This window comes from Agarivorans sp. QJM3NY_33, from assembly GCF_050870865.2.
Taxonomy (GTDB): Bacteria; Pseudomonadota; Gammaproteobacteria; order Enterobacterales; family Celerinatantimonadaceae; genus Agarivorans.
Genome location: NZ_CP194039.2, coordinates 2,252,034 through 2,269,895, shown reverse-complemented (window position 1 = coordinate 2,269,895; position 17,862 = coordinate 2,252,034). Strand labels below are relative to the sequence as shown.

Here is a 17,862-nt window from a genome sequence, read left to right as displayed (position 1 = left end):
AGGCGGGTTAGTTTTTATTTTTAAATCTGAACTTCTCTCAAGCGAGCAGCTGAGCATCATCAATAGCCATCACCATTAATGATCACTCGACCCGTTGACGAGCTAGACTAATTCAGCGGAACTAGCAGCTTATGCATAATATAGCTATCCACATAGCCTTGGTCAGAGTGGAGATAAGCTTGAGGTATCGTACCTAAAATTTGATAACCCAATTTCTTCCACAAGCGCACTGCGACCTCATTCGTCGACACAACCGAGTTAAACTGCATCGCTTTAAAGCCAAGATCTAAAGCAACTTGCTGTGAATGTAAACACAACAACGCCGCGATCCCCTTACCACGGGCAAGTTCAGCAACCATGTAACCGCAGTTACATACATGGCTGCCCGGCCCCATGGCATTGGCTTTTATATAGTAAGTACCCAAGATATGGCCATTCTCTTCATAAACATAACTTTTAAGTGGGCTAAGGCACCACAGCTCATAAGCTTGTTCAATATTGATATCTGGGTCAAAGGCATAGCTTTGCCGATCACTGACTATTTTTTGGAAGCTTGGCCAAAATATCAGGAAATCTGCGTAGGTGGTTGCTCTGATTTGCATATTTAATTTACCTCCGAGATGGCACTGTATCAGTCACCGTACCAAAACGGAAGCGTCCAACTAAACCTCACAACTAAAGCTCACAACTACGCTGCGAGGAGATGATATTTTACTGTTGATTCAATAACTTTAACTCATGTCGAGGTTTAAGGCTTAGCAATTGATGCCCTAAAGGCTGGGTGTGATCCACGAAGAAAGGTAAACTCAGTTTTCGCTCTCGAGAGGAACTGGATAAGGCCAACAGGTATTCCCCTTTTTCCAACAGCCACTGCGAACCAAAATCATCAAACGAAGCGAGTTGCTCAGCAGTTAAAGTAAAACTCAGTGTTTGTGATTGGCCAGGTTCTAACAACACCGTTTTAGCAAAAGCTTTCAACTCTTGTTGCGGTTTTTCTAACTGACCTTGAGGCGCGCTGACATAAAGTTGAACCACTTCTTTTCCAGCTCGTTCCCCTGTATTGGTAACCGTAAGCCAAGCCTTAATTTCACCGTTAAAAGTAGCGCGATTTAGTTTCGCATTGCCGTATGCAAAATTGGTATAAGACAAACCGTAACCAAAAGGAAAAGAGACATCTTGAGCGAAGCTGTCAAAATAACGATAACCCACATAAATACCTTCGTTATATTGAATTTCTGAAGGCATACCTAATGCAAACTTTAAGTAAGGATCCATCACGATTTGTTCACTAGTCGCTTTACCAGGGAAGGTTTTTGCGGAAGGAAGCTGTTGATATTTTAACGGAAATGTCACAGCTAACTTGCCAGAAGGATTAACCTCACCACTGAGCACATCAACCACCGCATTGCCTGCTTCCTGCCCCCCCTGCCAAGGCAAAACAATTGCATCAACTTTATCCTTCCAAGAGGCGGTTTCAATCACATTGCCCACATTTAACACCACCACAACTTTCTTGTTTTGCCGATGGAAATGCTTGGATACCTGAGTGATCAACGCTTGTTCGGAGGGAGATAAGTTAAAATCACTCAATTCTCGGTCCTGAAATTCCCCGGAGTTCCGACCTAAGGTTATTAAGGCGATATCAGCAGTTTTTGCTTTTTGTTCGACTAAGGCTGGATCAATTGGCATTTCAGGGATGAGCGGTACTAATTCAAACATCGTTTTCGGTTTGATTCGCTTGGCTTTTTGTTGTTTTGCATAGCGTTGATAGATGTCCGCTAGCTCAGCATCGACAACTAAATGATGCTGGTTTAAGCCCTCAACCAAAGACACGGTATAAGCCTCGTTCACATCTCCGCTGCCAGAGCCTCCAGCGATAAAATCATAAGAAGTATTACCAAAAGCGGCTATCTGCTGAATATCTTTACTAAAGGGTAGCGCTTGGTGGGCGTTCTTTAGTAAAACCACAGCCTCAGCCGCCGCCTGACGCGCAAGCTGTGCGTGCTCAAGTAATGCGGGATGATCACTGTATTGATAGTTTTGCATTGATGGTGAACGAAATACCAATTGTAGTACCCGCTTCAGATTACGATCCAACTCCGCTCCACTTAATCTGCCAAGCTCTATCGCCTTGCTTATTTCATCCCTATCGGGCTGGATCCCGGGCATAATTAAGTCATTCCCCGCCGCGGCCTGCTCCGCGGCATCATCTCCCGAGAACCAATCACTCATGACCATACCGGTATATCCCCACTCCCCTCGCAACACCGAATGAAGTAAGCCAAAACTTTGTGAAGTATAGGTCCCATTCACCTTGTTATATGAACTCATAACGGCCCAAGGATGGGCATTTTTTATAGCCAATTCAAAACCTTTCAAATAGATTTCGCGCATTGCCCTTTCGCCAATTTTGGCATCAAGTACCATCCGGCTGGTTTCTACGTTATTCGCAACATAATGCTTAATGGTTGCGCCAACGCCTTGTGACTGAACCCCGTTAACCATCGACGCCGCCAGCGTGCCGCTCACTAAGGGATCTTCAGAGTAATATTCAAAATTTCGTCCCGCCAAAGGATTTAATTGAATATTCATCGCCGGAGCTAATAATACATCAACCCCATATTCTTTCACCTCGTTGCCCATTGCTTGCCCCACCTGCTCCACTAGATGAGGGTCCCAAGTTGAAGCTAAAGCCGTCGCAATAGGAAATGCCGTAGCATAGTAGCTTTTACGGTCGTCTTCTCGCGTTGGTTTAATACGTAACCCAGCGGGTCCGTCAGCAAATACTATGGAAGGAATTCCAAATCGATTAAGGGCATAAGTCTCCCCCGCAGCGCCCGGTACTTTTTGTGAACCTCCAGAGGCCCCAACACTAAAGCCAGTCCCCGTTAACATGTTAATTTTTTCAATCAAAGTCATTCGCGAAATAAGATCATCTATTCTCTGCTCGTCTGGCAGCGTAGTATCTTCGTAGGGCTCAAGAAGCCCATTGCCATTTAGATCGGGTATTGCCGCACCAGCCGAGGCTGGCAATTGATACAGATTGGCGGAGACCGAAGAACAAATAAAAAATAGTGAAATACAAGCGGCCACCGATGACAAATACGAGGAGGAATTCATAGATTTTCCTTATAACTAATTCAAACTTAATGATGAGAAAACAATGCATAAACGGTTTAAAAATCGACTTAGCTTAAGATCCTATCTAAACATTGATTTATTCGGCAACGTGATGCTGCCGATAATGAGAGGGCGTACAGCCAAACTGTTCCCGAAAAAAACGATTAAAACTACTTTGATTGGTAAAGCCTAAACCCTGGCTAATATACAACAGAGAAAATTGTGGTTCGGCCAATAAACGAGATGCTTCAGCACACCGAACCTTTGTATAAATTACTGAAAAATTTATGTTTTCTTGATTGAGCCGCCGAGCAAGAGTCCAACGGCTTATCCTAAGTTGCTCACAAACCAGTGTTTGCATCGATTCAGCGTGACAATCGATATCTAACTCAGTCCATATCAACTTTTGTAAGATTTTTTCCACTTGAGCTGAATAAGTAAGAGCCGGGCGTAACTGTTGTAATTGCTCTTCCGCTTGCTGCAACAAGTAAGGTTGTAAGGCAGAATTACTTGACTTGTGGGGCAAATGTAAACATTGGCGATGAATGTAATAGCTGTTCTGTATGCCCGATTCCACCGAACAATAAAAAATTTCACTCAAATTACGCTTTTCTTCAATCGATATTGGGAAATTTAGCCGCAAACCTAAATTCGCAGAGTTGTCATCCACATATTCACGAACAATTGCGTAAAAAACATAAAAATGATTAAGAACGACGAGTTTGGTGATCAAAGGATTATCACTTTCAGAATGATATACGATCTTTAAATAATGATCCTGAATGACAAACTCGATGTCATCACATTCTCCGATCAAAGCTCGATAGCGGACATACGCCTTTAACGCTTCAAGCAAAGTGGGTGCATTCCCACACACGGCTCCTAACACATTAAAGTTTGAAAATAAGAAGCTTAAATCCGGTTCTGAATCAAACTGTACTTCGGGGAATATAGAAGTATACAGTTCAAAAAAACGAAAATGCCGCTGAGCGTCAAGCCTACCATTTGCAACGCTAAGCTCTTGCATATTAACCCCTGTGCGCTGCAATAATTGACGCTCATCCACATTCGCACTGAAAACTTGCTCTAAATAAATTTGCGCAATACGGTTGGAAACAGTTTTCATCCCATAAACTCTTATCTTTTGTAAAGCGCTATTATTTGCGGAGACCTCGCTAAAGGTTGTGAGACGGTTCATGCTTCACAATAATCAGATGTAACAAATAGTAAGTAATATGTAATCCTCAGGTAGTCTGTGTGTAAATGCTTTTCGCTCAATTTAACAACCGATACATGATGCGAACATTCAGTAAATCATGAGCAATTCAGGATAAAAAATTTTGCTGCATTCTACACTTTCCAAGCAAGAGATGTATCAATAGAACAAAGCTTAAGCTAGATCGATCTACAGACCTTAGACGATACTCACAAATATATGTAACGGATTGTAATATAGGGTAAAAAATGCATATTATTCACACTTCGTTACACTCGCACCATTTTGAGTGTTGCATGCTCCATATTGCAAAAACATATTTTCGTCTCCTAGATATAGTCGATGGTGAACCGAAATCATGACTGACAAATGATTCCGTTTACTCACCCCGAATCACAGGAACTAAGATGAAAATAACAATGCTAGTGTTAATCCTCACAGCCGTTACCTTCTCACTACTCAATGGCTGTGGATCCGATGATAGAATCTACTTTCAACCTTCTCTCGGCTATAAAACACTGAGTCTCATTGAAGTGGACAATTACCATTTTAAAGACCTTAATAGAGACGGGCAGCTCAGCCCCTATGAAGATTGGCGTTTAACTAGTGCAGAACGAGCCTCAGATCTCGTCAGCCAAATGAACACCAAACAAAAAGCGGGCTTAATGATGCATGGCACCTTGCCCCTAGACTCCGCTGGCCGCATATCCAGCAATGCGATGACACCACTGCTCAACAACTATGTAAATACCTTTATTACGCGCATGGCTGGCGACCCTCTCGCAATCGCCGAAGATAACAATGCCCTACAGCAACGGGCAGAAGCGATTGGTCTTGGGATCCCGGTTACCATTAGCACCGATCCTCGAAATCATTTTATCAACGATCCAAACGCCACCGCCGTTGGGGCTGGAGGTTTTTCACAGTGGCCTGAGTTATTAGGTTTTGCCGCCCTGAATGATCCTGAGCTGGTAAAAGAATTTGCCGATATTGCTCGTCAGGAATATCGTACGGTAGGGATCCATGAAGCGCTCTCTCCTCAAGCTGATTTGTCCACCGAACCTCGTTGGGGTAGGAGCGCCGGAACCTTTGGTGAAGATAACATAATTGCCAAAAATTTGGTGGGAGCTTACATTGAAGGTTTTCAGCGTGGTATCGAAGGGCTCAATCCAAACAGTGTCATCTCTGTCGTGAAACACTTTGCTGGCGGGGGCCCACAACTCAACGGCTTTGATGCACATAACCACTTTGGTAAAGAACAAGTCTATCCCGGCAGTAACTTTCAATATCACTTACTCCCCTTTGAAGGCGCCTTTGATGCAAACGTGGGCTCGGTGATGCCCTATTACGGCCAGCCTATCGGATTAAACTATAACGACCAGAACATTGAAGCAATTGGCTTTGGCTTTAACAAACAAATACTCGACACTTTGCTGCGAGGTAAATACAACTTTAAAGGCGTCGTGCTCAGCGACTGGGGGATAGTGAATGACTGTAATGACAAATGTCAGCTCGGCTTAAGCGATCAAGAGCTTACCGATGGTGTGAGCGTTTGGACGGTTCCTTTTGGAATGTCTTGGGGCGTTGAGCCTTTATCAATTGCCGAACGTTATGCCAAGAGCGTCGATGCTGGCGTTGACCAGTTTGGTGGCGTACAAGATCCTTCTCATTTACTGGAAGCGATAGCCGCAGGATTAATAACAAATGAACAAATCGATAAAGCAGCGCAACGGATCTTAATTCAAAAATTTGACCTTGGCTTATTTGAAAATCCCTATGTTGACACTTCTATTGTGACAAATTTTGTCGGCAATGAGGATTTTCAACGCGTCGCAACCAAGACCCAGAGCCGTGCTCATGTATTGCTAAAAAACGACGCGGAAACTTTGCCGCTCAGTCCAAACAAGACCCCGAAGGTTTACTTATATCAAGTCAATGCTCAAGTGGCGACAGACTATGGTTTTACCGTTGTAGATAAACTAGAAGATGCCGATATCGCAATCTTACGGGTGAATGCACCTTACGAAACTGATCCGCGCTTACCATTTGGTAACGTACATTTTGGTCAACTTGGATTTTTCGACCAAACCAACTTGATCCAAGACCAAGACCATCAAGGTGTTTATTCGGGCAGTGAAGACTACGCAGCAATCCAGGCTGCCACTGCAGCAGCCATCCCCACGGTTATTTCCATTTACTTGGACCGCCCTGCTATTCTCACGGCAATTGAGCCCAGTGCAAGCGCATTGTTGGCAAACTTTGGGGCTTTAGACAGCGCTTTTTTCGATGTCTTGCTTGGAAAGACACCACCGCAAGGACATTTACCCTTCGAGCTCCCTTCAAGTTGGCAAGCCGTATTAGAACAAGATGAAGATGTAGCACATGACTCGGCCAACCCACTCTACCAACTTGGCTTCGGCTTGAGCTATTAAATCCCTCGCCCGCCCCAACAAGGTGGGCATTTTCTTAAGACAACTACCTTAAACGACATTATTTGTAGCCACGGTATTACTCAATGTATCGGTTGATGATCCGCTGATAGGTTCCGTCACGCTTTAACGCCTTTAAAGTATCACTAAACGCAGCGACCAGTTCAGGCGCAACCGTATTTTTAGAAAAAGCGATATAAGTAGGAACAACCTCAATATGCGGCGACAGTTGTTTTAAGCGTCCCTCTTGTCCCAGCTCCTTGATAATATAAGCCATGGTATAATCGGGGCCAATAATGACATCGAGCCGCTGGTTAACCAACTTCATAACGTTCTGACGATAATCGGCAACTCTTTCTATTTTAGAAATGCCACCACTATCGATAACCTGCTCCCACATCGGTCCATAAGTCGCACCGCGTAGTACCCCAAAGCGATAGGCTCCCAGATCGCCTAATTGTCCATTAAAGGTAATTTCAGATTGTGCTTGCACATATAATACTGCGGCTTGCTCAATCAACACTTCATCACTGTAGTTAAGATAAACTTGTCGCTCTGATTTTTTTACAATGGCAAAAATTCCATCCGCTTTGCTTTCTTCAAGCATGCGCAGCGCTCGAGCAAAAGGATAAACTTCGATGGTGACCGGTCGATGCAAACGGGCAAATACTTCTTTTACAATGTCGACCGCAATTCCCTTATTATAACCATTTTGTTGATACTCAATTGGCGGTTGTTCCAGAATTAACAGCTTCAAATTATTGGCATAGCAATAAGGGCTCAACAAGAGCCAAAGGCCTAGGCTTAATCTCCATAAAAACTTCATAAAACTCCAAAAGTGAATGGGCTTAAAGCGAGCGTTCAAATGAATAAGAATACAGTTAAGTATAGAAAAGCGCACTGGAGTCAGCACTTAAATTAGAACTTACAACAACAGTCCATCAAGTTCGCTTGCCATCCCCAAGTTAGCTCGCTTTAATCTTGAGCCAACACCACCAGTTAATGTTCACTAAGCCTATCGGTTAATGAGGACGAAGCGTTCGCGATGGTTCTGTGCTTGTTGATGATTTAGACAAACCTAGATAAGTCGTGCATGAAAGCGGCTTCAAGTAACAATAAGCGCAAGCTGGTGCTTATAACCAAGGCAATAGCTATCGCCGTTAACCAAAGGCTAACGGCGATATAATCGGTCAATCTTAGTCATCAAAGCTGGCTTGGATCGTCTGCCAATCAACTAATTTAAAGTTTTGGTTCAACTGTTGGTAGTTGGCATCGATATTATACCAATCCTGCGCAATAAATAATCCCTTAGGGTAAGCACTTCCCAAATTCGCCGATACCGCGTGAATTCCATCTGTATCACTGGCACCATCGACCCCCAGATTATCATCACCGATAATCGCAAAATGCCCCACCAAACGATTATTCTGAGCCAGATCGTAGGCCACATAAGTATTATTACCTTGGCTCGAAGCCAGTAGATATTTATGAATGCCATCATCATATAGGGTTAAGCCTTCAATATCGGCAACCAAGTTCTCTCCATCAACTTTGGCAAATAAGCTCGCTTGAGTATCGGCTCCTTCTTCGGCGCTAAATTGCCAGATTGCCTGGTCCTCTTCGCCTAGATATAAGGTAGCGCTACTGTCATCCACTACACAACCTTCCGGCTGACTGGCCACACTCAGCGTTCGAACCACCTCACCACTAAAGCCCCCCTCAACTGGTGTTAAGCGCCATTGCTCAACTTGACCGTTTTTACCATTCACAAACACATAGGCGGTATTGTCTGCCGATTGGTACATACACAGACCGTAAACTTCATCGAGTGAAGATTGAAGTTCCGCCGCATCTGGATGCGCGGCATTACCCAAAGCAGCAAGCGGCACGATTGGATCTTGGCCATCAGCAGAGCGTATTTGATAAAGAGCGATGGTATTCAGTTCACGATTGCTGGCTGCCGCTATGCTAATGTCTTGCCCGGCGAAATTTTGCACCTTGGAACGGATATCTACGTTATTGGGTTTACCTTGAGCCAAGTACTGTACTTGCTGACCTTGCAAGTTATAAGCAAGCAAGCCGCCTTGTTTATTGGTCGCAATAATCAAGCTTTGTTCGGCATCATCGGGATTTAACCAAAACGCTGGATCATCGGCTGCATCACCATCGTCGTCAACCGCTGCGGTTTCTCCTGTCGCCGCGACTAAAGCCACCCCGGAGAGAGAAAGTTCTCGATGCGCTAATACATCGCTGATTGGCCGAGCACTTAAGCCATTTTGCTGATTAAGCGCCGTAAAGCTCAATTTCTCATAAATTGGTTGTTCTAATTCGGAGTTAGCCAACCATAAGCCATCTTCAGCCACGGCTAACGCTTTGGTTTCATCGATACCAGCAACCCGCTGCTGCGAATTAAAAAACCAGTTATCACGCTGATAAAACAGTAGGCCAGCACCTTCATCAGCAGCAACTAAGTAACCTTTCCCCTGTGCTTGATAGATAAGCTCTAAACCTTCAATTTCTTGTAAGTGACCAAGTGGTGCCACCCCATCCACCAGCTGACGCTCTTTCACATTTTCGGGATTTGCACCATAAGCCCAAATCCCTATATTTTGCTCGGCGATATACAAGTTTGCCAATTCGTCATCGGCAATACATGCACTTAACTTACCGCCAACCGAGAATTCTCGAACTGGCAGTGCCACTCCGTTCACATCTTGCAATCGACTGCTCACTTGGCTGCCATCAAAACTCAATTTAAATTGTTTCGCCATCCCGTCATCGGCTACACCAGTGACCATCAGCTCACCCGTGGTGATATTTTTATATAAACATAAACCTTCGGCATTGAAGCCAACATCAAAGCTACCTAAATCAGTCAGCGGCCCACTTTGGTCATCGCTAATCGCATAAAATCCGAAAGACTGCTGCTCGGGTAAAGCCACTGCTAAAATATCGGCACTGCCGGCATGTTGATCGCTAATGTCATAACGAATATCAGCGCTGGTCGGTGCAATACCCTGCAACTGTTGTAGCTGTTCTCCATGGCTTGAAAACACCGCTAAACCGTCGTCTTCAAGCGTCGCAATTAATAGGCTCTTGCTCGAGTCACTGTGATTAAACCAATAAGCTGCATCGCCGAAGTCATCATAAGTGAGCGTTGTTTTAAGCTCGGTGCTCAAGGGCGTTGTGACTGCAGCAGTTGTATCGCTGTTGCCACATGCGCTTAAACCACCAATGCTCAAGATAATGGTTAAACTACTTAATCCTAAATGACGCATTCGATATTCCTTTGTAATGAAGATTGCCAGCGACCTTAAGCAGCCCAAATGGCACTTTTATGACAGTAAGTTGGCGTACTCCCTGTACAGAGCGTTGAAGTGCACATACTCAACGAGAAGTGAGCTATTGAGACTAATTGAATCAAATTAAAACCGTCATAAAAGCGGTTTAAACTGTGCTTAAACTATGGATCCGCCACGAATAACGGGGTTCAATGAAAAACAATATGAGCTAATCGGACTATTTTTCATTTTTCCCCGCGAGAGGCGAAGGTTAAGCAAGGTTAAACAAGATTGAATCATCGAAAAAATTTAGGCTACGTGTGTGCCGAACTTTATTATGCTTTAAAGCCACATCGCTGGTGGTTGTTGTTACAAGTGGTGAGCTTAGTGGGATTAATTGGCTTAAATGCTCACCATGGCGAAATAAAATCATGGGCTCAATTAGACTGGGTCGACATTGTTGGAGAAGGCGCGACGGCGCTGCTGATTGTATGTTGGCTGATAATTATTCTTTCAGTACGTGCGAAGGGTTGGCTTACCGATCTATTTGCTTGCGGATTAATCGCCATGGTATTAGCACTTAGCCAAGATCTATTAGATGAGTTTTTTCAACTTGAATCCGGGATCCGCTGGGACAGTTGGCTAGAGTCGATGCCTGTTGGATTTTTATTGCTCACCGCCGCGCTATGGTTTTGGCGGGCCGAACAACAACAAATTAGCCGTTACTTGAGCCGTCGTAAATTGTTAAGCCCTGCTCCGACAGCAATCGATGGTGGATTGAACATTCCTGGCTTTGAATATTTACAGCAACAGTTATTGCAACGCGCCAAACAGCCGAAAACTTGGCTAAATAACCAACTGTTGTTGCTAGAAGTTGCCGACTTTAATGCGCTAAGTCGATGCTATGGCGGCAGCGCAGCCGATAAGCTATTAATGACCATCACCGAATTATTACTGTTAGCTTTGCCACCGGATGCACTGTTGTGCCGTTACGCTGGACAACGATTTGCGATTTTGCTCAATCACTCGCCGCCACAAGCCGCGATACTCAGTCAGCAACTATCCACGCTACTGCAACATTTTTGCTTTCGCAATCAGCAAAACCAAGCAATTCACCCCAGTTTTCACTGGGTAAAAGTGTCAGCAGAACTTGCCGATTCGCCGCAACAGGCGGTTCAACAACTCCTAGAACAAGCTAATCAACAGCTAACGATTCTCAAACAAGCAAGTCATGGTGAAGTCCTTGCCAATTAATCTCAGCATTCAGGTCTTGGAAAACCAGCAACGTTTCATCCCCGCCGAACACCAGTTAGCCCTATTACTAGATCTGCTGCTTGAGCGCGGGGCTGAGCCGCACTTTTTACTCCGTAAAACGGGAATTTTTTATCAAGATATTTTAGGCGGCGAGCTAAAGATCAGCCCTAAACAATTAGCCCGACTATGTTTAAATATTAGTCTTCAGTCGAACGATCGAGACATTAGCTTTGTATTTGGTCAACGTTTGTTTCCCGGCGTATTTGAACAGTACTCCCACTTATTGACACACGCCCCCAACCTTAGAAGCTTACTCGGCGTTCTTTGTCGGCATTTTACTGACTATTTTCCACTGCTAAAACCACGCCTCGTTGACTGCCGCGAGCAGACTCACTTATTGTTTGAAGATCCCTTTGGCGAAAGCCTTCGACCAAACCAACAACCAGAACAACTCGCCTATCGGCGCTGGATACAAGAAGCGCTGGTGAGCGCAATTGTCTCCTTATGTGAATGGCGAGCCGCTGCGCCCCTGCCTTGGCAGATCCAATTTGATTACCCCGCCCCCAGCTGGCGGGCAGAATATCAAGTTCACCTTGGAGACCAAGTAAAATTTAGCCAAACTTATAGTGCCTTGAGCATCGCTCAACAATACTTGGATAAACCTTGGCAACAACATTCAGCCATTATTTATCAACTGGCCCACAGCAAAGTAAACCTTAGCCAGCACGATAGTTTATTAAGTATCATTCGTGAGCTGCTAAGACAAAATATCAGCCAATTACCAAGTCTAGAGCAAATCGCCCAACAACTCGCGTTGAGTCCTGCGACTTTAAAGCGCAGATTAAAAAGTCACCACAGCAGTTACCGCTTACTGTGTGATGAAGTTCGCCAGCAACATGCATTTTTTCTACAAGCGCAATATAACTACAGCGATAATGAGCTAAGCACGGCGATGAACTTTTTTGATGTCAGTAATTTTCGTCGCGCCTTTCGACGTTGGTTAAGCCAATAATCGACTGAACATTCACTAATCAAGGCTTTTCTTAAAGCGGAATGAGGCCACCACTAAACCAATGATCGTGAAGACCACCATCCATAGGCTGTCGCGCCATAAATCGCTCAAATCAGCACCTCGTAACACAATCCCGCGGATCATCCGCATGAAGTGGGTCGCAGGCAAAATTTCAGAAATCCATTGGGCGGCAACGGGCATCGCTTCATAGGGAAACATAAATCCGGACAATAAAATTGAAGGCAGTAAAATAAACACCGTCATTTGCATAGACTGTAACTGAGTTTGAGCAATGGTGGATATCACCAAACCCAAGGTAAGGCTGGCCGCTATAAAGAGCAGCGTCCCGAATAAAACTTGGCTGAGCGCACCGTTAATCGGCACCGAAAAAATGAAATGCCCTAAACCCAAGATAATGGTCACTTGAATCAATCCCACAAACACATAGGGCACAATTTTAGCGATCATCAGCTCAATAGAGTGGATTGGGGTCGCAATCAACAACTCCAAATTGCCCCGTTCTCGCTCGCGAACAATCGCGGCACTGGTAAATAGAATCATCGTCATAGTAAGAATAACACCGAGCAAACCCGGTACAATATTCACCGCCGAACGGCGGCTTGGATTGTACAACAGGGTCACATCAAAAGTATTAGGCTGAGTATTGATTCGCCATTGTAAATCATTTAAAGGCATCATCCGCAACTGCATAATAGCGGAGCTGACCATGGTATCTGAACCATCTACCAGCCACTGTCCCAAGGCTCTGTTTTGCGCTAAGCGTTGCTCTAAATCCTTCGGTAAAATGAGTACCGCTCGCACCCTACCTTGTTCAATCGCTTGCTCTGCTTCGGCAATGCTTGCATAAAACTGGTTCACCTGGACCACCTGAGCCACCTTGAGCGACTCTACAATGAGGCGACCACTGCTGCTGCCGCTTTGATCCACCACCGCCACGGGGATATTGCGCACATCGGTATTAATTGCAAAGCCAAACAGCAACAACTGGATCAACGGGATCATCACCACCATACCAAAGGTAATTCTATCTCTGGCCAGTTGACGAAACTCTTTAAGCATCACCGCCTTAATTCGAAATACAGATTTCATTGGCGCCCCTTACCGGTCACGCTTACAAATACATCTTCTAAACTCGCCCGAGCAAGGCTTAGCTCAGCCCCTTGCAGCTGTGGATAATGCTTCACTAGCCAGCCAATAGGATCAGCAACTTGCTGATCGACCAAGACTCGCAAGCGGATCCCTAATTGTGCTGCAGAACGAATTTCTGGATGCCGAATTAACTGTTGTTTTAACTCCCGCAAGTTGGCGGCTTTTAATTCCACCACGTTCACCCCCATATTGTTCATCAGCGTTTCTGGATCGCCGTCGGCGCGCATCTCTCCTGATTCCAAAATCGCCAATCGATGACAACGTTCGGCCTCATCCATATAGTGGGTGGCCACCAAAATAGTGGTGCCCTGATCACTTAAATCAAACAATTGCTCCCAAAACTCGCGACGATTTTCCGGATCCACTGCCGAGGTAGGTTCATCCAAAAATAACAGTTCTGGCTGATGCATGGTGGCTGCGGCTAACGATAAACGTTGCTTTTGTCCGCCACTCATTCCGCCCACTCGCTGCTTACGCCGCTGAGTCAAACCATAGGTACTCAACTGTTGCTCTAAACGATGGTTTAAGGACTTACTGGGCATACCAAAAATTTGTCCCATAAATTGTAAATTTTCCTGCACCGTTAAATCATCATATAAGGAGAACTTCTGCGTCATATAACCTATTTTTAAACGCAAGGCCTCGGCCTGTTTAGGAATATCCAATCCTAAGACTTTCACTTCACCACTACTCGGGCTTAACAGACCAGTTAACATTCGAATGGTGGTGGATTTTCCGCAACCGTTCGGTCCCAAGAAACCGTAAATATGACCCTTGGTAACGTTCAAATTCACCTGGTTTACGGCGGTAAAATCGCCAAATTTGCGACTGATATGATTAGCAACAATCGCGTACTCACTCATATTGGCTGGCCTCAGGCAGATCTACTTGTGCCGGTAAACCCGAGGGTAATGCGCCAGCGGCGGCTTCTAGATCGACTTCGGCTAAATACATAAGGCGCGAGCGTTCATTCTCGGTGAGTGCATAATAGGGAGTAAACGCGGGTTCTGTCGCTAACCAACGCACCACCCCACTAAAACTGCGATCGACGCCATCCACATGTACCGTTAAGGCCTGACCAGGCTGTAGCTTAGCCCGGTATGACTGGGGCACGTACACCCGTGCATAGGGCAAACGATCGGCGAGCAACACCGCCACCACCGCATTGTTAGTCACTCGCTCCCCCAAGTTGAAGGGGAGACTGTCTAAGATCCCATCTCGGGTAGCCACAATACTCAGCTCATCCAATTTATGTTGTTGTAAGGCAACTTCGGCGCGAGCGGCATCTAAAGCGGCCTTGGCTTGTTCTACATCTTCAAATCGTGCCCCAGCAGTCAGCTTAGCAAAGCCTTCCTGCGCAGCTGCTAAACCAGCCTGAGCACTATCTCGCTCGGCCAAAGCGCTATCTAAACTCGATTGACTCGCTAATTGTTGCTTCACCAATTGTTGGGCTCGCAAATAACTTTTTTGCATTTCTACAACCCGAGCCTGAGCCCGATTAACCTCTGCTTGAGCACTCGCAATATCTTCGCTCCGCTCACCATTACTTAAGCGTAATAGGTAAGCTTGGGCTTTTGCCTGTTCAGCCTTCGCTCGAGCGACAATTGCCGTTTGGCTAAGGTTATCTAGCTGCACCAACAGCTGCCCCTGCTTTACCGCTGAACCTTCGGTCATTGGCAAACTGCGAATAATTTCATTGCTGGTGGCACTAAGCGTGATGCGATCACGCTCTATGGTCCCTAGGGCCTGAGATGGTGTTGAAGAGTCGCAAGCACTCAGGCCCCCCAACATCAACAAAGACCAAAAAATACGTCTCATGATTCATTCCTTTAAAACTCTATGTAAACAGTATAGAGACAAGCAGAAGTGATTGTTTAGTAAAATAATTCTTCAATATTCATAACTTGATGAATTTTTTATAAGAGCGACTTAAATACCTAATAATACAGCTCAACTGCCGCGCTAAAGCCTCCGCGTCGACACCCTCGGTTTAGCCAGTGACGACCAGACTTGAAAAACTTTAGAGTAAATGAGAAATTAATTGTATGACTAAAGACAATAAATGATTCAAGCCTTGAGTAAAAAACCCGACCGAGTGACCGCCATGCTACAAATCATTCACGCAGTTAAACAAGAATTTCCGCTTTATCAAGAAGATACCTTTGTATGCGGACCAGATAACAGCTGTATTGGCTGCCCTAAGAAATTAATGGAACTGGTAGACGATCAGCTAACTTACTGGGAACATGCGATTCGGCGAGGGGTGATCCCCAGCTTTGATGATCTCTCTCGTTTTGGCAAACTGTGTAGAAATGTTAAACGGGGTCTGGTCCGCAACAACCGCGTTTCTAGTGAATAGTAAACCTGAGTTGGGCTTGGAACTAAGCGCTAATTCAAACTAACAAAATGTGGCTAAACCAAGGGCTATATGCTTGTTATTCAGTAGCCAGACCTTGTCGGAAGACAATTTAGTTTGATCGCATTCCAATAAATTTCGTCACCTATTGCCTCTGTTAAATCGAACTAGCAGAATGCATCGAAGTAATTCTACCCACAGGTTACAACTTACCTAAACAATACTCCCAAAAAACCAGCTTACGATTAGCTTTTCTATTTTTTTGATGGGAAAAATACTGTGATTATACAGCCTGTTTGATTCCTATCTTTCTGCAAGTGCATTACCATCTTTCACGCATGGTCAAAATAGTGATTGACTGGTATGCTGTTGATAAATTTAAATATTAAAGGATATGTGAGTTTCTGTGGTGCGTGATAGGTGGGAATTTGCATATTAATATACTGTTATGAATTCTGAGAAATAGATGGAAACTATAATTTGCTATCGCCCATTAGGGCAGAAAGAATTGGATTTGGTAGCTGCAAGTGGTTATAAGAAATGGCCACCACGCTTACCAGAGCAGCCAATTTTCTATCCGGTTACGAGTGAGGAATATGCCGTTGAACTTACGCAATGGAATATTACCGATTTCGGGAAGGGCTATGTATCAAGGTTTCTCGTCAGCAAAGTATTTATGGATCAATTTCCAATTAAAACGGTTGGAGCCAAACGCCACACGGAGTGGTGGGTTCCTGCGGAACAGCTTGAAGAGTTAAATGATAATATCGTGGGTGAAATTGAAATTATTGGCGAGTATGGCAATTCATAATCGGGTAGCCGGAGGTATCTAGCCTCCAGCCCCCACAACACCCAAACGTCAAACGAGACACCCACTCCAACTAACGAAACGCCTTTAATAACCTAAACTATCAATAGTTATTTATTTGGGGAGTTATCATTATGCCTCGGCCAAGACGCTCGCAGGTGAGCTTATCAGATACACTCTACTATCACTGTGTTTCGCGTTGTGTTCGACGGGCGTTTCTGTGTGGCGAAGACCAACTAACCGGTAAAAGCTATGAGCACCGCCGCCAGTGGGTCGAGGATTATCTGCTCAAATTAGCCTCGGTGTTCGCCATTGATGTTTGTGCTTATGCTGTCATGAGTAATCATACCCACCTCGTGCTACATGTTAATCCGCAGCAAGCAGAAGCTTGGTTAATGGATGAAGTCTTAGAACGCTGGCATAGTTTGCATCAGGGCACCTTACTGACTCAGATGTATCTCAACCTTGAGTTACGTCCGCAGTTAAGTGAGGTGCAACTACAAGCCATTCGTGCCACCGCCGGAGTGTATCGGACTCGCCTGTATGACTTAAGCTGGTTTATGCGCCATTTAAACGAACACATTGCGCGAGCCGCCAATCAAGAAGACCAATGTACCGGTCGATTTTGGGAAGGACGCTTTAAATCCCAAGCGCTTTTGGATGAAGCCGCCCTCATGGCGTGTATGGCTTACGTAGACCTAAACCCCATCAGAGCCAAGATGGCAAGTACACCAGAGGACTCGGCCCATACCAGCGTACAACGACGAGCAAAAGCAGCTCAGCTAAAACAAGCCCAGGCAACAAACCTGTTTCCCTTTGTGGGTAACCCAAGAGAGCCGATGCCCCAAGGCTTACCCTTTGAGCTGAAAGACTACCTTGAGTTGGTCGATATGACCGGACGCATGGTAAGAGAAGATAAACGGGGTTACATCGACAGTGGAGAAAGTTCCATCATCCAACGCTTAGGGATAAATGAAGCACAGTGGCTGACTTTAAGCGGTGAGTTTGAACGGCACTTTTCTGGGGCTGTTGGTCAAGAGCGCTTGCTCAGGGAATACCATCAGCATATGGGACATAAACGAACGGCCGGTTTAAGTTGCTGCAAACGTTTGCTAAATCGCGCTTAGGCGCGAGCTTACTTTCGAACTATGTCTTAATCATCAGTATTGTATCGGTGGTGATACCTTGCTGAGGCGCACATTGGCCCAGAAATCAC

Annotated in this window: 14 protein-coding genes; 6 read left to right on the top strand and 8 right to left on the bottom strand. The window is 45.1% G+C overall.

What is annotated here, in order from left to right; translation table 11 throughout:
- Positions 1-107: 107 nt before the first annotated feature.
- The 3 genes from ACRRSY_RS10250 to ACRRSY_RS10240 all read right to left on the bottom strand — a co-directional run bounded on the left by ACRRSY_RS10250 (position 108) and on the right by ACRRSY_RS10240 (position 4,246).
- On the bottom strand, positions 108-602 hold the full coding sequence (locus tag ACRRSY_RS10250) for a GNAT family N-acetyltransferase (RefSeq protein ID WP_432452923.1): 495 nt from the start codon (positions 600-602) through the stop codon (positions 108-110).
- 109 nt (positions 603-711) lie between these two features.
- Positions 712-3,120, bottom strand: a complete 2,409-nt coding sequence (locus tag ACRRSY_RS10245; RefSeq protein WP_432463112.1) for a beta-glucosidase — start codon at positions 3,118-3,120, stop codon at positions 712-714.
- A gap of 97 nt (positions 3,121-3,217) precedes the next feature.
- Positions 3,218-4,246, bottom strand: coding sequence for a helix-turn-helix domain-containing protein (locus ACRRSY_RS10240; RefSeq protein ID WP_432463111.1), 1,029 nt, complete (start codon positions 4,244-4,246; stop codon positions 3,218-3,220).
- Positions 4,247-4,743: 497 nt separating this feature from the next.
- Between ACRRSY_RS10240 and ACRRSY_RS10235 the strand changes: the two genes are divergently transcribed.
- On the top strand, positions 4,744-6,768 hold the full coding sequence (locus ACRRSY_RS10235) for a glycoside hydrolase family 3 N-terminal domain-containing protein (protein WP_432463110.1): 2,025 nt from the start codon (positions 4,744-4,746) through the stop codon (positions 6,766-6,768).
- 76 nt (positions 6,769-6,844) lie between these two features.
- Here ACRRSY_RS10235 and ACRRSY_RS10230 read toward each other — a convergent pair whose 3' ends face one another.
- Both ACRRSY_RS10230 and ACRRSY_RS10225 read right to left on the bottom strand, forming a co-directional pair.
- Entirely contained in the window at positions 6,845-7,591 is a 747-nt protein-coding gene (locus ACRRSY_RS10230; protein WP_432463109.1) for a substrate-binding periplasmic protein, read from the bottom strand.
- 370 nt (positions 7,592-7,961) lie between these two features.
- Positions 7,962-10,043 carry a phytase gene (locus ACRRSY_RS10225; protein ID WP_432463108.1) on the bottom strand — a complete coding sequence of 694 codons (2,082 nt, stop codon included), beginning with the start codon at positions 10,041-10,043 and terminating at the stop codon, positions 7,962-7,964.
- A 294-nt stretch (positions 10,044-10,337) separates the two neighbouring features.
- On the opposite strand from ACRRSY_RS10225, the gene ACRRSY_RS10220 reads away from it, so the two are divergent.
- Both ACRRSY_RS10220 and ACRRSY_RS10215 read left to right on the top strand, forming a co-directional pair.
- Positions 10,338-11,300 carry a diguanylate cyclase domain-containing protein gene (locus tag ACRRSY_RS10220; protein WP_432452917.1) on the top strand — a complete coding sequence of 321 codons (963 nt, stop codon included), beginning with the start codon at positions 10,338-10,340 and terminating at the stop codon, positions 11,298-11,300.
- Positions 11,290-12,312, top strand: coding sequence for an AraC family transcriptional regulator ligand-binding domain-containing protein (locus ACRRSY_RS10215; RefSeq protein WP_432463107.1), 1,023 nt, complete (start codon positions 11,290-11,292; stop codon positions 12,310-12,312). The genes ACRRSY_RS10220 and ACRRSY_RS10215 overlap by 11 nt, the downstream gene beginning before the upstream one ends.
- 15 nt (positions 12,313-12,327) lie before the next feature.
- Here ACRRSY_RS10215 and ACRRSY_RS10210 read toward each other — a convergent pair whose 3' ends face one another.
- The 3 genes from ACRRSY_RS10210 to ACRRSY_RS10200 are packed head-to-tail and all read right to left on the bottom strand — an operon-like array spanning position 12,328 to position 15,300.
- Entirely contained in the window at positions 12,328-13,422 is a 1,095-nt protein-coding gene (locus tag ACRRSY_RS10210; RefSeq protein ID WP_432463106.1) for an ABC transporter permease, read from the bottom strand.
- Entirely contained in the window at positions 13,419-14,345 is a 927-nt protein-coding gene (locus ACRRSY_RS10205; protein WP_432463105.1) for an ABC transporter ATP-binding protein, read from the bottom strand. The genes ACRRSY_RS10210 and ACRRSY_RS10205 overlap by 4 nt, the downstream gene beginning before the upstream one ends.
- A complete protein-coding gene (locus ACRRSY_RS10200; RefSeq protein ID WP_432463104.1) occupies positions 14,338-15,300 on the bottom strand; it encodes an HlyD family secretion protein in 963 nt (320 codons plus the stop codon). The genes ACRRSY_RS10205 and ACRRSY_RS10200 overlap by 8 nt, the downstream gene beginning before the upstream one ends.
- Before the next feature lie 244 nt (positions 15,301-15,544).
- Here ACRRSY_RS10200 and ACRRSY_RS10195 point away from each other — a divergent pair, with 244 nt between their 5' ends.
- The 3 genes from ACRRSY_RS10195 (at position 15,545) to ACRRSY_RS10185 (ending at position 17,773) form a co-directional block, all read left to right on the top strand.
- Complete coding sequence (locus ACRRSY_RS10195) at positions 15,545-15,841, top strand: hypothetical protein (protein WP_432452912.1); 297 nt, start codon at positions 15,545-15,547, stop codon at positions 15,839-15,841.
- 463 nt (positions 15,842-16,304) lie between these two features.
- Positions 16,305-16,649 carry a hypothetical protein gene (locus ACRRSY_RS10190; protein WP_432463103.1) on the top strand — a complete coding sequence of 115 codons (345 nt, stop codon included), beginning with the start codon at positions 16,305-16,307 and terminating at the stop codon, positions 16,647-16,649.
- A 131-nt stretch (positions 16,650-16,780) separates the two neighbouring features.
- Positions 16,781-17,773 carry a transposase gene (locus tag ACRRSY_RS10185; protein WP_432463102.1) on the top strand — a complete coding sequence of 331 codons (993 nt, stop codon included), beginning with the start codon at positions 16,781-16,783 and terminating at the stop codon, positions 17,771-17,773.
- The last annotated feature ends 89 nt before the right edge of the window (positions 17,774-17,862 follow it).

Coding starts and splice junctions, on each gene's coding strand:
- ACRRSY_RS10205 (WP_432463105.1), bottom strand. CDS start 14,345: ATGAGTGAGTACGCGATTGTTGCTAATCATATCAGTCGCAAATTTGGC.
- ACRRSY_RS10250 (WP_432452923.1), bottom strand. CDS start 602: ATGCAAATCAGAGCAACCACCTACGCAGATTTCCTGATATTTTGGCCA.
- ACRRSY_RS10240 (WP_432463111.1), bottom strand. CDS start 4,246: ATGAAAACTGTTTCCAACCGTATTGCGCAAATTTATTTAGAGCAAGTT.
- ACRRSY_RS10200 (WP_432463104.1), bottom strand. CDS start 15,300: ATGAGACGTATTTTTTGGTCTTTGTTGATGTTGGGGGGCCTGAGTGCT.
- ACRRSY_RS10185 (WP_432463102.1), top strand. CDS start 16,781: ATGCCTCGGCCAAGACGCTCGCAGGTGAGCTTATCAGATACACTCTAC.
- ACRRSY_RS10225 (WP_432463108.1), bottom strand. CDS start 10,043: ATGCGTCATTTAGGATTAAGTAGTTTAACCATTATCTTGAGCATTGGT.
- ACRRSY_RS10245 (WP_432463112.1), bottom strand. CDS start 3,120: ATGAATTCCTCCTCGTATTTGTCATCGGTGGCCGCTTGTATTTCACTA.
- ACRRSY_RS10210 (WP_432463106.1), bottom strand. CDS start 13,422: ATGAAATCTGTATTTCGAATTAAGGCGGTGATGCTTAAAGAGTTTCGT.
- ACRRSY_RS10190 (WP_432463103.1), top strand. CDS start 16,305: ATGGAAACTATAATTTGCTATCGCCCATTAGGGCAGAAAGAATTGGAT.
- ACRRSY_RS10235 (WP_432463110.1), top strand. CDS start 4,744: ATGAAAATAACAATGCTAGTGTTAATCCTCACAGCCGTTACCTTCTCA.
- ACRRSY_RS10195 (WP_432452912.1), top strand. CDS start 15,545: ATGATTCAAGCCTTGAGTAAAAAACCCGACCGAGTGACCGCCATGCTA.
- ACRRSY_RS10230 (WP_432463109.1), bottom strand. CDS start 7,591: ATGAAGTTTTTATGGAGATTAAGCCTAGGCCTTTGGCTCTTGTTGAGC.